At 57.5% G+C, this 14,528-nt stretch carries 12 protein-coding genes; 8 read left to right on the plus strand and 4 right to left on the minus strand.

The window, feature by feature from the left end:
* Nucleotides 1-3: 3 nt before the first annotated feature.
* From FHS21_RS15340 to FHS21_RS15350, 3 genes are all read right to left on the minus strand, one after another.
* A complete protein-coding gene (locus tag FHS21_RS15340) occupies nt 4-1,524 on the minus strand; it encodes a sugar ABC transporter ATP-binding protein (protein WP_183662592.1) in 1,521 nt (506 codons plus the stop codon).
* A 66-nt stretch (nt 1,525-1,590) separates the two neighbouring features.
* Nucleotides 1,591-2,589, minus strand: a complete 999-nt coding sequence (gene rhaS, locus FHS21_RS15345) for a rhamnose ABC transporter substrate-binding protein (RefSeq protein ID WP_112531953.1) — start codon at nt 2,587-2,589, stop codon at nt 1,591-1,593.
* 50 nt (nt 2,590-2,639) lie between these two features.
* Nucleotides 2,640-3,449, minus strand: coding sequence for a DeoR/GlpR family DNA-binding transcription regulator (locus FHS21_RS15350; protein WP_112531954.1), 810 nt, complete (start codon nt 3,447-3,449; stop codon nt 2,640-2,642).
* Between the two features lie 221 nt (nt 3,450-3,670).
* On the opposite strand from FHS21_RS15350, the gene FHS21_RS15355 reads away from it, so the two are divergent.
* The 7 genes from FHS21_RS15355 (at nt 3,671) to FHS21_RS15385 (ending at nt 12,384) form a co-directional block, all read left to right on the plus strand.
* On the plus strand, nt 3,671-5,767 hold the full coding sequence (locus FHS21_RS15355) for a bifunctional rhamnulose-1-phosphate aldolase/short-chain dehydrogenase (RefSeq protein WP_183662594.1): 2,097 nt from the start codon (nt 3,671-3,673) through the stop codon (nt 5,765-5,767).
* A gap of 16 nt (nt 5,768-5,783) precedes the next feature.
* Complete coding sequence (gene rhaI, locus FHS21_RS15360) at nt 5,784-7,076, plus strand: L-rhamnose catabolism isomerase (protein ID WP_112531956.1); 1,293 nt, start codon at nt 5,784-5,786, stop codon at nt 7,074-7,076.
* Nucleotides 7,077-7,221: 145 nt separating this feature from the next.
* Nucleotides 7,222-8,751, plus strand: coding sequence for an ABC transporter substrate-binding protein (locus FHS21_RS15365; RefSeq protein ID WP_183662596.1), 1,530 nt, complete (start codon nt 7,222-7,224; stop codon nt 8,749-8,751).
* Between the two features lie 85 nt (nt 8,752-8,836).
* Nucleotides 8,837-9,778 carry an ABC transporter permease gene (locus FHS21_RS15370; RefSeq protein ID WP_183662598.1) on the plus strand — a complete coding sequence of 314 codons (942 nt, stop codon included), beginning with the start codon at nt 8,837-8,839 and terminating at the stop codon, nt 9,776-9,778.
* Nucleotides 9,778-10,647 (plus strand): ABC transporter permease, encoded by an 870-nt coding sequence (locus FHS21_RS15375; RefSeq protein ID WP_183662600.1) that lies wholly within the window; start codon nt 9,778-9,780, stop codon nt 10,645-10,647. Before FHS21_RS15370 ends, FHS21_RS15375 begins: the two co-directional genes overlap by 1 nt.
* A 2-nt stretch (nt 10,648-10,649) precedes the next feature.
* On the plus strand, nt 10,650-11,876 hold the full coding sequence (locus FHS21_RS15380) for an amidohydrolase/deacetylase family metallohydrolase (RefSeq protein ID WP_183662602.1): 1,227 nt from the start codon (nt 10,650-10,652) through the stop codon (nt 11,874-11,876).
* Between the two features lie 10 nt (nt 11,877-11,886).
* Entirely contained in the window at nt 11,887-12,384 is a 498-nt protein-coding gene (locus FHS21_RS15385; protein ID WP_376772116.1) for a RidA family protein, read from the plus strand.
* 1 nt (nt 12,385) lies between these two features.
* Here the strand turns inward: FHS21_RS15385 and FHS21_RS15390 are convergent, their stop codons facing one another.
* Nucleotides 12,386-13,189 carry an IclR family transcriptional regulator gene (locus tag FHS21_RS15390; RefSeq protein ID WP_183662751.1) on the minus strand — a complete coding sequence of 268 codons (804 nt, stop codon included), beginning with the start codon at nt 13,187-13,189 and terminating at the stop codon, nt 12,386-12,388.
* 135 nt (nt 13,190-13,324) lie between these two features.
* On the opposite strand from FHS21_RS15390, the gene FHS21_RS15395 reads away from it, so the two are divergent.
* Nucleotides 13,325-14,521 carry an aminotransferase class V-fold PLP-dependent enzyme gene (locus tag FHS21_RS15395; RefSeq protein WP_376772122.1) on the plus strand — a complete coding sequence of 399 codons (1,197 nt, stop codon included), beginning with the start codon at nt 13,325-13,327 and terminating at the stop codon, nt 14,519-14,521.
* Nucleotides 14,522-14,528 lie beyond the last annotated feature (7 nt).

Genomic DNA, 14,528 nt, shown 5'->3' on the forward strand with positions numbered 1-14,528 from the left:
CCTTTACGCGTTGCCTGTCGCGGCGCGGACAAGAATTTCGGCATTCAGGTGCGAGCGCTCAAAGATACCGGCCGACAATCCTTCACGCATCACAAGCACGCGATCCGACATGCCGAGGACTTCCGGCAATTCCGACGAGACCATGATGATGCTGAGGCCTTCGCCGGCGAGTTCGCTGATGAAGGCGTGGACCGCAGCCTTGGATCCAATGTCGATGCCCTTGGTCGGTTCATCAAGGATAAGGATCTTCGGCTGCGTCGCCAGCCATTTGCCGATGACGACCTTTTGTTGATTGCCCCCGGACAAGGTACCTACCGGCACGGAAAGAGCGGCAGCGCGCAAGTCGAAACGCTCGGCATATTTCCGTGCAAGAGCGAACTCCTCCGCCGCGCGCAAGAAACCTGAACGGGAAGTTCGCGTCAGTGAGGGCAACGAAATGTTCTGATAGATCGGGAGCTGCAATACCGCGCCATGGCGGCCGCGTTCCTCAGGCACGTAGACGATGCCGGCTTTGATGGCATCGCTCGGCGAGCCGATTACGATCTCGTTGCCGTCCAGCTGAAGAGTGCCGCCGGATGGTTTTGTGACGCCAAAGAGCGACTGGCAGATTTCCGAGCGGCCTGCGCCGACAAGACCGTAAATCCCGAAAATCTCGCCCTTCCTGAGGGCAAAGCTGATGTCGCGAAACTCGGTCGGATGCGTGTAGTTCTCGACCGAAAGCACCGTCTCGCCGAGCGGAATGTCGACTTTCGGGAAGGCATGTTCGATCGAACGGCCGACCATGAGCTTGACAATCTCATCCTGTCCGACACCGGCAAGCGCGCCGCTGCCAACCGCCTTGCCATCGCGGAAGACCGCATAATGATCGGCGATCTCATAGACTTCATCGAATTTGTGGCTGATGAACAGGATGGCCTTGCCCTGGGCTTTCAGGCGCTTGACGATCTGGAACAGGTCATCGACCTCCTTGCGCGATAGCGCGGCGGTTGGCTCGTCCATGATGACAATGCGCGCATCGACGGAGAGCGCCCGGGCAATGGCCACGAGATGGCGCTGGGCGATCGAGAGATCCTTCAGGCGCACACGCGGATCGATATTGCTTTCCAGGGAATGGAGCAGGGCCAGCGCGCGCGCGTTGACTGCTTTCCAGTCGACCATGCCGAGCCTGGTTTTCGGCGCATGGCCGAGAAAGATATTTTCGGCGACCGACAGTTCATCGAAAAGCACCGTCTCCTGATGGATTGCGGTGACACCGAAATCGATAGCATCCTGCGCATTGGCAAAGACTACCGGCTTGCCATCGACCTGGACTTCACCCTCGTCGGACTCGTAAATGCCGGTGAGAATCTTGACGAGCGTCGACTTGCCCGCACCATTTTCGCCGATCAGCGCCGTCACCCGGCCCGGGAACAACGCGATGTTGACATCGTTCAATGCCTTCACGCCGGGAAACGACTTGGAGATGCCACGCATCTCGAGGAGAGGCGTTTCTGACATTGGCTCGGGCAGGGTAATCTGGTTCATCAAATATACCGGAAGGGAAAAAATGCCCGGCAGAAAATCTGCCGGGCTGGTCACGAGACGTACGGATCAGAATATCTTGGAGAACTGATCGATGTTCTTGGCGTCATAAACGAATGGATCGGCCATGGCTGCTTCGCCATTATCGCCGACCTTGATTTTGCCCATGCGTCCGGCTGCAATTTCGCTGCCGGGAGCACCATCCGTCTCACCCTTGACGAGGCGGTAGGCGATCTGGGTTGCCGAATAGCCGAGGTCGATCGGGTTCCAGATGGCGAATTCCTTGGTCGCACCAGACTTGATCGCGCCGGCCATTTCGGAAGGAAGGCCAAGACCTGTTACATAGACGTCGCCGATCTTCTTGGCATCGGCCACGGCCTGCGATGCGGCAAGGACGCCGACCGTCGTCGGGGCGACGATGACTTTCACATTCGGCTGCGAGGTCAGAAGGCCCTGTGCTTCGCGGTAGCTCTTGTCGGATAGGTCGTCACCATAGACGGTCGTCACGAGATTGAGGCCCGGGAAATTCGGCAGTTGCTTCTTCATCTCCTCGATCCAGGTATTCTGGTTGGTCGAGGTTGTCGTTGCGGAAAGAATGGCGAAATCCCCCTTGCCGTCCTTGAGATGATCGGCGGCGAGCTGCAGGCACATCTTGCCGATCAGCTCGTTCGACGATGGATTGAGATGCATGATGCGGCCATCCTTGGCGACAGCGGAATCCCAGGAAATGACCTTGATGCCGCGCGCCATGGCCTTCTTCAGCGCCGGGATGACAGCGTCAGGATCATTGGCGGAAATCGCGATTGCATTGACGTTCTGCGCGATCAGCGCGTTGATGACCTCGATCTGGCCTTCCGCCGTCGTCGATGTCGGACCGGTGTAGATGACCTCAACGCCGCCGAGCTCTTTGGCAGCTTCCTGCGCGCCCTTGTTGGCCGCTTCGAAGAAGCCGTTGCCGAGCGATTTGACGACAAGGCCGATTTTGACCGTATCGGCGGCGTACGCCTGCGATGCGAGCATGGCAAAGGCGAATGCCGATCCCAATGCGAGTTTCTTCAAAAGTTTCATTGTCTGTCCTCCCAGAGATTGAACCGTATTGTTGGTCGACACCGTTTCGGTCACGCGACGGAAACGGAATTCCTAGATTTTTCCTGATTGACGTTTGCGATGATGAGTTTAACGCCCGCGTCCTCCACCATTTTCCGGTCCGCATCCGAAATGCCGTCATCGGTGATGATGGTGGCAACGCGTTGCAACGGACAGAGGATGAGGCTCGAGCGGCGAGCAAACTTGGTCGAATCGACGAGCAGGACGAGCTCATCGGCCTGATTGATCAGTTTCTGCTCGCCCTGGATGATCAATGCATCGGACTCCATGACCCCGAACGGCCCGACGCCCTGCGAGCCCATGAACATGCGCTTTCCGTAGAAATTGCGCGTCACATCATTGTCGAAGGGCGAAAGGATGATGCTTTGCTCGCGGTAGATCGCCCCGCCGGGCACAGTGACCGAACTCTTGGAATTCTTCACCAGATGCTCGGCAATGGCGAATGAATTGGTCATCACCTGCAATCGCCGCGACGCTAGGAAATGCACCATCTGGAATGTTGTCGTGCCACCATTGATGATGATGGCGTCGCCTTCTTCACACAGCGCAACGGCCTCGCGGGCGATGGCGCGCTTTTTGTCGGCGTTTTCCGATTCGGAAACGTGGAAATGCCGGCCGGCGAGGGGTGTCAATTGCGGTGGATGCACGGCTTCGGCGCCCCCACGCACCCGGCGCAGCTTGCCTTTGACATGCAGCGAGGCAATGTCACGGCGGATCGTTGCTTCCGACGCTTCCGTCAGTTCGGCAATGTCCTGAATGGTGATGACCGGCTTTTCCTGAACAGCGCTCAGAATGATGCGGTGGCGCTCACGCTCGTGCATGCTTGTTCTCCTCTTGTGACAATCTATGGCGCAAAAACATCGCGAGTGTCAATCAACTTCAGTCAAATAGTTTCATACTGCACTGCACAATAGTAAGTTTGTGATTGAAATTGACCGTTTATGATTGACAACAAAATGCGATCTGCTCCATAGCTAGACGCAAATAAGCAGCTGCCGGACGATCTGTCCTGCGCTGGCAATTGACTTTTCGGGAGGCGAATATGGCAGACAAGGTCCAACTTCTGGATAATCGTTGGGATGATCAAAAGGCCTCTGGTCTGGATGAGCCGGGCAAGCTGCTTTATCGTTCCAATCTGCTGGGTGCTGACAAACGCATCACCAATTACGGTGGTGGCAATACTTCCGCGAAAGTGATCGAAACCGACCCGCTGACCGGAAAGCCAGCAAGGGTACTCTGGGTCAAGGGGTCGGGCGGCGATGTCGGCACGATCAAGCTCGATGGTTTTGCCACGCTCTATATGGAAAAGCTGGAATCGCTGAAGTCCATCTACAACGGCGTCGAGGACGAGGATCGCATGGTCGGCTTCCTGCCGCACTGCACCTTCAATCTCAATAGCCGCGCAGCATCCATCGATACGCCGCTGCACGGATTTGTGCCGTTCAAACATGTCGATCATATGCACCCCGATGCGATCATCGCCATTGCCGCGTCGAAGAACTCCCGCGAACTGACGCAGGAAATCTTCGGCGACGATATCGGCTGGCTGCCATGGCGTCGTCCCGGTTTCCAGCTCGGTCTCGATCTTGGCGCCTATGTGGCTGCGCATCCAAATTCCAAAGGTGTCGTGCTCGAAAGCCATGGTCTCTTCACCTGGGCCAATGACGCCAAGGAATGTTATGAACTGACGCTGGACATCATCAACAAGGCGATCGTCTGGTTCGATCAGAAAACGGCCGGGAAAGCGGCCTTTGGCGGGGAGGTTACCAAAAGTCTGGGTCCCTCCGAACGACGTGCTATTGCGGCAAAATTGATGCCGGAAATTCGCGGGAAAATCGGCGTGTCGGAGCGCAAGCTTGGTCATTTCGATGATCAACCGGCAGTGCTCGAATTCGTCAACTCGAGCAACCTGCGCCCTCTCGCGGCCCTCGGCACGAGCTGTCCGGACCATTTCCTGCGCACGAAAATTCGGCCGCTCGTCCTCGACTTCGATCCGGCAAACCCGGACGTGGATGCGGTAGCCGCATCGCTCGACAACGCGCTGGAAGCATATCGCGCCGACTACGCCCGTTATTACAATGATTGCAAGCACGACAATTCGCCGGCTATGCGCGACCCCAACCCGGTGATTTTCCTCATTCCCGGCGTCGGCATGCTGTCCTTTGCCAAAGACAAGGCGACCGCGCGCATCGCGGGCGAGTTTTACGTCAACGCGATCAACGTCATGCGCGGCGCTTCATCGGTCTCCGAGTATCAAGGCCTGCCCGAACAGGAAGCCTTCGACATCGAGTACTGGCTGCTCGAGGAAGCCAAGCTTCAGCGCATGCCGGAACCCAAGTCACTGGCTGGCCGGGTGGCTTTCGTCACCGGTGGCGCCGGCGGTATCGGCCGGGCGACGGTGGAACGGCTTTTGGGCGAGGGCGCCTGCGTGGTGCTTGCCGACATTGATGCTGAAGCACTGAAGAGCGCGCATGACGACTTCGCCAAACGCTATACAGCGGATGGCGTACGCAGCGTTCAGTTGAACGTGACGGATGAGGCAGGGGTGATCGCCAGCTACGCCGACGCTTCCGTGGAATTTGGTGGCGTCGACATTCTCGTTTCCAATGCGGGCATTGCATCCTCGGCGTCAATCGAGACGACCGAGCTTTCGATGTGGACCCGCAATATCGATATTCTTGCAACGGGCTATTTCCTCGTCTCGCGCGAGGCGTTCCGGCTGTTCCGCAGGCAGAAGATTGGTGGCAACGTCGTCTTCGTCGCCTCGAAGAACGGCCTGGCCGCGTCGCCCAATGCGAGCGCCTATTGTGCTGCCAAGGCCGCGGAAATCCATCTGGCCCGCTGTCTGGCACTGGAAGGCGCTGAAGGTGGCATTCGCGTCAATACGGTCAACCCCGACGCGGTACTGCGGGGCTCGAAAATCTGGAACGGCGAATGGCGTGAGCAGCGCGCCGCCTCGTCCAATCTGCAGGTTGACGAGCTCGAGGAACACTATCGCAAGCGTTCACTGCTGAAGCTCAATGTGCTGCCGGAAGACATCGCTGAAGCAATATATTTTCTTGCCTCGGATGCATCCGCCAAATCGACTGGTAATATCATCAATGTCGATGCGGGCAACGCGCAGAGCTTTACGCGTTAGGTCTCGGGAGGACATCATGGCTGAGCTACATATTTCCGGTGAACTGATTGCGGCCGAAAACGACCGGCTGCTCGCGGCACACAAGAGCGACTACGAGGCGCTGGGCACGCATCTTACGCGGCGCAACATCGACATCGACGCGATCACCAGCAAGGTCGCGGAATTTTTCGTCGCTGTACCCTCGTGGGGTGTTGGCACGGGCGGAACACGCTTTGCACGCTTTCCTGGCATAGGCGAGCCGCGCGGCATCTTCGACAAGCTCGACGATTGCGCGGTGATCCAGCAACTGACGCGGACAACACCCAATGTGTCGTTGCATATCCCATGGGACAAAGCCGATCCCAAACATCTGAAGGCCCATGCCGACGCGCACGGTCTTGGTTTCGATGCAATGAATTCCAACACGTTCTCCGATGCGCCCGATCAGGCACATTCCTATAAATATGGATCGCTCAGCCATGTGAATGCGGCGACGCGGACACAGGCGATCGAGCACAACATCGAATGTATCGAGATCGGTGCAGCGATTGGCTCGAAAGCCCTGACCGTGTGGATAGGCGATGGTTCCAATTTTCCGGGACAGAGCAACTTTGCCAAAGCCTTCGAGCGTTATCTCGCATCAATGTTGGAGATATATAAAGCACTGCCGGATGATTGGCGTATCTTCTCCGAGCACAAGATGTATGAGCCGGCTTTCTATTCGACGGTGGTGCAGGATTGGGGGACAAACTATCTCATCGCGCAGACGTTGGGGCCGAAAGCCTACTGTCTTGTCGATCTTGGCCATCATGCCCCGAATACCAATATCGAGATGATCGTTTCGCGGCTGATCCAGTTCAAGAAACTTGGCGGCTTCCATTTCAACGATTCCAAATATGGCGATGACGATCTCGATGCCGGGTCAATAGATCCCTATCGCCTGTTTCTCGTCTTCAATGAACTTGTCGATGCGGAAGATCGCGGCGTAGAAAACTTCCACCCCGCCCACATGATCGACCAGTCGCACAATGTCACCGATCCGATTGAAAGCCTGATCTCAAGCGCCAATGAAATTCGCCGGGCCTACGCCCAGGCGCTGCTCGTGGATCGAAAGGCATTGAGCGCTTATCAGGATGAAAACGATGCGCTGATGGCTTCCGACATATTGAAGCGAGCCTACCGCACCGATGTCGAACCAATCCTCGCCGAGGCTCGTCGACAGTCGGCTGGAGCGATCGATCCTATTGCCACCTATCGCAAGAGTGGTTACCGCGAATTGGTTGGTAAAGAACGACCGCTAAGCGCCGCTGGCGGCGGCGGAATAATTTAAGCCAACTACTTCAATCATAAAGCAAGGGCTGCGCTTCATCGCGCGGCCCTTTTGTTTTTTGAATTGACAGGCCCATCAGCATTTGTTCTTATTCTACTATAAAACACTATAATCCATTATTATAGAATAACAAAGGGAACCCGTCATGAAATCATTGAAGCTCGCACTCCTTCTTGGTTCAGCGCTGATTGCTCTTGGCGCATCCGCTTTCGCTCAGACAAAAGGCGGGGTCGTCAATGTCGCCACGATCGGCGAACCGCCCACACTCGATGCCATGGCATCGACAGCGGATCTCGTCGGCATAGTCTCGCAGCATATATTCGAAACCCTCTACACGTTCGACAAAAACTGGAACGTCACACCACTTCTCGCTGCCAGTCTTCCCGAAGTTTCAGCCGACGGCAAAGTCTACACCATAAAGCTTCGCACCGGCGTCAAGTTCCATGACGGCACGGATATGGATTCGACCGACGTCGTTGCTTCGTTAAAACGCTGGACCGAAGTTGCCTCGCGCGGCAAGCAGACCGCCTCGATGATCGCTTCGATCGAAGCTGTCGATCCCGCCACTGTCAAAATCACGCTCACCGCACCTTATGCCCCGCTCGTTTCGCTGCTGGCTTTCAACAATGCCGCCGCGATCATTCTCCCCAGTGAGAAGCAGCAAAACCCGATGACCGATCCGGTTGGTACGGGGCCGTACATGCTGAAGGAGCGCAAGGCTGACCAGTATATCCAGCTGGCACGTTTCGACGGCTACAAATCACCCGAAGGCGACGAAAACGGCTATGGCGGTGCCCGTCATCAATATCTCGATGAAATCCGCTTTGTTCCTGTACCGGACGCCAATACACGTGTCGAAGGCGCAGTTTCGGGTCAGTTCGACTACGTCGACAGCCTGCCGGTCGAAGCCTATGACCGGCTGAAGGACCAGAAAACGACTGAAGCCGTATTGCTCAAGCCATTCGGCTGGCCGGTCTTCGTCATGAACACCAGCATGGGCATCACCAAGAACCAGGACATCAGACTGGCCATTCGCGATTCGCTCAGCATGGAAGACATGATGGCAGCGGCCTTCGGCAGTACGGATTTCTATTCGCTCAATCCGTCGATGTATCCCGACGGCTATAGCTGGAAGACCGATGCGGGCACCGAGGGCGCCTACAACGTCGCCGACCCTGAAAAGGCTGCCGAACTGATGAAGAAGGCCGGCTACAACGGCGAACCGATCCGCATCCTGACCAGCCGCCAATATGAATTCCACTACAAGATGGCGCAGGTTGCGGCCGAGTACCTGAAAGCTGCGGGCTTCAAGGTAGATATGCAGGTCGTGGACTGGGCAACACTGACCCAGCGTCGCGCCGACCCGAAACTCTGGGATATTTATATCAGCCACAGCCCCTTCCTGCCGGAACCGGCTCTGATTGGTGCCATGTCGACCAGCGCGCCCGGCAATTGGGATACCCCCGCCCGCAAGGCGGCTGTCGATGCGTTTAACTCTGAAGTCGATCCAAACAAGCGCGTCGCACTTTGGGCCGAAGTACAGAAGGTGATCTATGCCGAAGTACCGATCATCAAGATCGGCGATTTCAACGCGCTCTCGGCCAAGTCGCCAAAGCTGGAAGGGTTCACGCCAGCGCCATGGCCCTATTTCTGGAACGTATCGCTGAAGCAATAGCGCAGGCGCAACGGTCGCGGGCCGGGGATGTGCCGGCCTGCGACCATAATTCAGTAACCGCCGCAAGAAAGAACGATCCGACCATATGCTTCGCTACATACTCCAACGCTTTATCGGCATGATCATCGTGATGTTCCTGGTGGTGACGATAGTTTTCATCATCGTGCGCGTCACGCCGGGTGATCCCGCCGCCGTGATGCTCGGGCCGGAGGCAACTGCGGCGGATATCGCAGCGCTGCGTCAGCAACTCGGGCTCGATCAATCCATTCTGATGCAATATGTCTATTTCATCGGCAATCTGTTCAAGGGTGATCTCGGCCAGTCCATCTTTCTCAACCAGCCCGTACTGCAGGCGCTGGCCCAGCGTGCCGAACCAACCTTCTTTCTCACAATTTTTTCGCTGTTGATCGCCAGCGTCATCGCCATTCCGATCGGCATCTACGCTGCATACCGGCGCGGGTCGTTCTTCGATCAGGCAGCAACAGCAGTAGCGATGCTGGCCGCAAGCATCCCGAGCTTCTGGTTGGGACTCATCTTGATGCAGATATTCGCCGTACGGTTCGGCCTGTTTCCAGTATCCGGCTATGGGGGGCCAGGAACATCGTTGATGGAACGGCTGGGATATCTGGTGCTGCCGGCGTTCGCGCTCGGCATCGTCTCTTCCGCGCTCATTATGCGTTTCACCCGCGCCTCCATGCTCGATGTGCTCGGCGACGATTATATCCGCACGGCACGTGCCAAGGGTGTGGACGAGCGCAGGGTCGTCCTAAAACATGCCTTCAAGAACGCGCTGATTCCGATCCTCACCGTCCTCGGTCTGACAGCAGCAGTGCTGATCTCGGGTGCTGTCGTCACAGAGACGGTGTTTGGTCTTCCCGGCGTCGGCAGTCTTGTTGTGTCCGCGGTGCTGCGGCGGGATTACCCTGTCATCCAGGGCGCACTGCTGATCATCGCTGCACTCTACGTCCTCATCAACTTTGCCATCGATATGCTCTACCTCGTGGTCGATCCAAGGGTGCGCTACTGATGGCCGATATCGCAACCAACGCCGTGGCAAGCGAGCGCTCAAAGTTTTTCCGGATCTTGATCCGGCGCAAGACCGTGCTGTTCGGGCTGATCGTTCTCGCTATCTTCGTGCTCCTTGCGGTCTTCGCACCCCTGATCACACCCTATTCGCCGAGCAAATTGTCCATCGTCAACCGTCTGAAGCCGCCAAGCATGAAGTGGTTCTTCGGCACGGATGAATTCGGCCGCGACGTGTTCTCGCGGACGATCTTTTCGGCACGGCTATCGCTACTGGTCGGTTTCGCCGTGGTGGTGCTTGCATCACTGATCGGTGTAACCCTCGGCATCCTGGCTGGATTTTTCAAGAAGCTCGATGCGCCGATTACCCGCCTTATCGACGCGATGATGGCCTTTCCGGATATTCTATTGGCGATTGCGCTCGTTGCAGCACTTGGGCCATCGCTGACCACGGTCATCGTCGCGCTGAGTATCGTCTATGCACCGCGCCTCGCTCGTATCGTTCGCGCCTCCACATTGGTCATTCGTGAACTGCCCTATGTGGAGGCGGCGACATCGCTTGGAATCTCCACACCGCATATCATGACGCGGCATATCCTGCGCAATCTGCTATCGCCGATTCTCGTGCAAGGTACATTCCTCTTCGCCAATGCCATGCTGGCGGAGGCGGGTCTCTCGTTCCTCGGGCTTGGCGTCAGTCCGGAAGTGCCAACCTGGGGCACGATGATCGCGTCCGGCCGTCAATATATCGGCAAGGCGGACTGGATGACGCTGTTCCCCGGCATCGCCATCGTGCTCGCCGTTCTTTCCCTGCAGATGGTCGGCGACGGTTTCCGCGACCTTCTCGACCCCCGCCTCAGAAAGGATCTTTGATCATGCCTGCCTCTTCTGCAACCGCCGGTTCTCCAATGGAAGGGCGCTTGCTGCTGACCAATGTCAAACCGGTTTCGTTCGGACCGAACGCGCCTTCGTCCAGCATCGACATCCTGATCGATGCTGACGGCAAGATTGCCGAGTTCGGCCCTTCGCTGAATGTTCAGGGCGATGTGCGCCGTGTCGACGGCAAGGGCGCATGGATTTCCCCGGGCTGGGTCGATCTGCACACGCATATCTGGCATGGCGGCACGGATATTTCGGTGCGCCCGCAACTGTGCGGCGCCGAGCGGGGCGTCACCACCATTGTTGATGCAGGTTCGGCGGGTGAAGCCAATTTCCACGGATTTCGTGAATACATCATTGATCCCGCACGTGAACGCATCAAGGCGTTTCTGAACCTCGGCTCCATCGGGCTCGTAGCCTGCAACCGGGTCAGCGAACTCAGCGACATCAAGTCGATCGATATCGATCGTACCGTTGCCTGCGTTAATGAAAACCGCGACCACATCGTCGGGCTGAAGGTGCGTGCCAGCCATGTGATCACCGGCTCCTGGGGTGTCACCCCGGTCAAAGTCGGCAAGAAGCTCGCCAAGATACTGAAAATCCCGATGATGGTGCATGTTGGCGAGCCGCCGGCGCTTTACGACGAAGTGCTGGAGATCCTCGGCCCGGGAGACATCATCACGCACTGCTTCAACGGCAAGGTCGGCAGCAGCATCATCGAGGACGATGATCTGTTCGAACTGGCGGCGCGTTGTGCAGGTGAGGGCATCCGTCTCGACATCGGTCACGGCGGCGCATCGTTCTCGTTCCGTGTGGCGGAAGTCGCAATCCAGCGCGGGCTTCTGCCGTTTTCGATCTCCACCGATATTCATCTGCGCAGCCTGAACTTCGCCGTGTGGGACCTCGGCACCACGATGTCCAAACTCCTGAGCGTCGGCATGCCGTTCGACAAGGTGGTGGAAGCGGTGACAATCTCTCCGGCGTCGGCGATCAATCTGCCGACAGAGAACCTGCTGTCGGTCGGAACGCGTGCGGATTTCACCATCTTTGAACTCGCCGATTCAGATCTCACAGTCATCGACTCGATGGGTTACGAAGCAAGGCTCGACAAGCTGTTCGAACCACACTGGGCGGTGCTCGGCAATGAACCAATCGCCGCCAGCCGCTACCAGCCCGTCAAGCCTGAAACATCCGGCGCCATTGCGCCCTATTCATACCGTTGAGGAATTCGCCTTGAGTGACCTGTCAAGTCCGGCAATTGATGCCGACGTTTCCCCCTATGATCGTCTCAAGGCGCTGGGCATAGTTCTTCCCCCGGCGCCGAGCCCGATCGCGAATTTCGTCACCCACATTCAGGAAGGCAACATGCTGTACCTGTCGGGGCAGGGGCCGCGGGAAGATGACGGTTACATGCATACCGGCAAGGTCGGAGGTTATGTGAGTGTTGACGAAGCTTACAAGCACGCGCGTCTGACCGGCATCAACCTGCTTGCGGTCATGCATTCGGCGCTCGGAGATTTGCGGCGGGTAAAGCGTGTGGTGAAGCTTCTGGGCATGGTCAATGCCGTGCCGGATTTTGCCGATCATCCCTCGGTCATCAACGGATGCTCGGACTTGCTGATCAATGTTTTTGGTGAAGCTGGCAACCATGCGCGTTCAGCCGTGGGCTTCAGCTCGCTGCCCGGCAACATCACCGTGGAGATCGAGGCAATCATCTCGTTGAAGGACTAGGTCAGGAATGACTGCGCCAGCCCATTACCGTTTCGATCCGCTCCGCCGAAGCCTTGACCTCGGCCGTGTAGCGATCGGGATTGTCGGTGATCTTCTGTTCGGGCAGAACGATGGAAATGGTGGCAATACAGGCGCCATTGTCATCGCAGATGGGCGAGGCGACGCAGGCAACCGCATAGTCGGATTCGCCCGCCTGTATGGAAATTCGTGCCTGCAAGGCTTGTTTGGCCGACTGGGACAAAACGGATGGATCGATCACGGCACGCCCGGTCGGCGAAGATTTCGCACAATGCTCGAACAAGTCCAGCCGTTCCTGTTCCGGGAGATGACCAACAAGCAGGCGGCCGGATGCAGTCCAGTTGAGCGGGACGCGGGTGCCGACGCGCGACGTCACCTGAAAATGCCCCGGGCCGTCAGCCATCGCCAGCACCATCATATGATCGCCGTCGCGGCCGCAGACCTGCACCGTTTCGCCCGAAACGCGGCTGAGATTGTGCATCTCGTGATTGGCGACATTGAGAAAATCCAGCGAGCGCGCATAGGCAAGACCGTAGTGATAGAGCCGCGCACCCAGCCAGACGGTGTTGTCGCCATTGCGCGACAGAAGGTTCTTCTCGACGAGGTCGTCGATGATCACATAGACGGTCGAAAGGGGGGCGCCAATCGCCTTGGCTATTGCGTAAACGCCGGCCGGACTTCCCGTTTCGTACAGATAGTCAAGAACCTGCAGGGCACGATCGATACCGCTGACACGCGAACGACGAGCGGTCGTTTCCTCGCTGGCAATATTCCCGGGTGCGTCCATGTCTGATGTCTTCGCGTCCACTCTTAAGCTCCTGGCACGATCGCTAAAGTCTTTCGACCCTTTATTACATTATAACGGCATATATGCCAAGCAAACGGAATACTCTTCGAGGAGAATACCATGACCGACTCTCACATACTGCCCGATATACGCCAGTCGCTTGGACTGAGACCCGTGATCAACGTTTCCGGGACGATGACATCGCTGGGCGCGTCGATTGTAGTGCCTGAGGCGGTGGCCGCAATGAGTGCCATACTCCCGCAATTTGTGGAAATCAACGATCTGCACAAGATGGCGAGCCCGGTGATCGCACGTCTGACGGGCGGCGATGCGGGCTTTGTCACTGCTTCCTGTTCGGCCGGAATCAGTCTCGCCGTGGCGGCGACGATGACCGGAAGCGATCTCGCTGCAATCGAGCGGCTGCCGGATACGACCGGCCTGAAGGACGAAGTGATCATACAGACTGGCCATGTCGTCAGCTATGGCGCGCCGGTTGACCAAGGCATCAGGCTTGCCGGCGCGAAGGCTGTACTCATCGGCCAGGCCACATCCTGCTATCCATACCATCTCGACGGTGCCATCAATGAGCGCACGGCTGCGGCTGTCTTCGTGGTGTCGCACCACACTGTCCAGTATGGACTGATTGCCCTGAAGAAGTTTGCCGAAGTTTGCCATGCGCGCGGCGTTCCGGTCATCGTCGACGCCGCATCCGAATACGATCTGAAAATCTTCCTCGCGGAGGGTGCCGACATCGCGCTCTATTCCTCGCACAAGTTCCTCGGCGGACCAACGGGCGGTATTGTTGCCGGGCGCAAGGATCTGGTTCGAAATGCGTTCCTGCAGAATATGGGCATTGGCCGCGGCATGAAGCTTGGCAAGGAAAGCATCCTTGGCACTATCGCAGCACTCGAAGCCTGGGAGAAGCGCGACCATGCCGGTATCCGCGAAAAGGAAACCGGTTATCTTAATCTGTGGAAGCAGACGCTGGCGGGCAAGCCCGGAGTCACCGCCGAGATCGAACCCGATCCAACCCACAATCCGCTCGACCGTTTGCGGGTGACCGTCAACCCGCAGGAAGCGCATATCACAGCGTGGGATCTTGCCGATGCGCTGGCGCGAGGTGCGCACCCGATCATCGTCCGCGATCATGAAGCCGAGCATGGCTTTTTCTACATGGATCCATGCAACCTGCATCCGGGCGAGGAGAAAATCGTGGCGAGCCGCCTCGACGAGGAGCTGAGCAAGGCACGAGCCTCGAACGAGATCATCGCAAGCCCGTTCGAAGAACGTTATGCCCGTCGTATCGCCGGTCTGATGCGCTGGCCAGACTGACCGGAGG

The organism is Phyllobacterium trifolii, assembly GCF_014192095.1.
GTDB classification, from domain to species: domain Bacteria; phylum Pseudomonadota; class Alphaproteobacteria; order Rhizobiales; family Rhizobiaceae; genus Phyllobacterium; species Phyllobacterium trifolii.

Excerpts from the sequence above, each read along its gene's own strand:
- FHS21_RS15390 (WP_183662751.1), bottom strand. The coding sequence starts at position 13,189 with ATGGACGCACCCGGGAATATTGCCAGCGAGGAAACGACCGCTCGTCGT.
- rhaI (WP_112531956.1), top strand. The coding sequence starts at position 5,784 with ATGGCTGAGCTACATATTTCCGGTGAACTGATTGCGGCCGAAAACGAC.
- FHS21_RS15380 (WP_183662602.1), top strand. The coding sequence starts at position 10,650 with ATGCCTGCCTCTTCTGCAACCGCCGGTTCTCCAATGGAAGGGCGCTTG.
- FHS21_RS15350 (WP_112531954.1), bottom strand. The coding sequence starts at position 3,449 with ATGCACGAGCGTGAGCGCCACCGCATCATTCTGAGCGCTGTTCAGGAA.
- rhaS (WP_112531953.1), bottom strand. The coding sequence starts at position 2,589 with ATGAAACTTTTGAAGAAACTCGCATTGGGATCGGCATTCGCCTTTGCC.
- FHS21_RS15375 (WP_183662600.1), top strand. The coding sequence starts at position 9,778 with ATGGCCGATATCGCAACCAACGCCGTGGCAAGCGAGCGCTCAAAGTTT.
- FHS21_RS15365 (WP_183662596.1), top strand. The coding sequence starts at position 7,222 with ATGAAATCATTGAAGCTCGCACTCCTTCTTGGTTCAGCGCTGATTGCT.
- FHS21_RS15370 (WP_183662598.1), top strand. The coding sequence starts at position 8,837 with ATGCTTCGCTACATACTCCAACGCTTTATCGGCATGATCATCGTGATG.
- FHS21_RS15355 (WP_183662594.1), top strand. The coding sequence starts at position 3,671 with ATGGCAGACAAGGTCCAACTTCTGGATAATCGTTGGGATGATCAAAAG.
- FHS21_RS15340 (WP_183662592.1), bottom strand. The coding sequence starts at position 1,524 with ATGAACCAGATTACCCTGCCCGAGCCAATGTCAGAAACGCCTCTCCTC.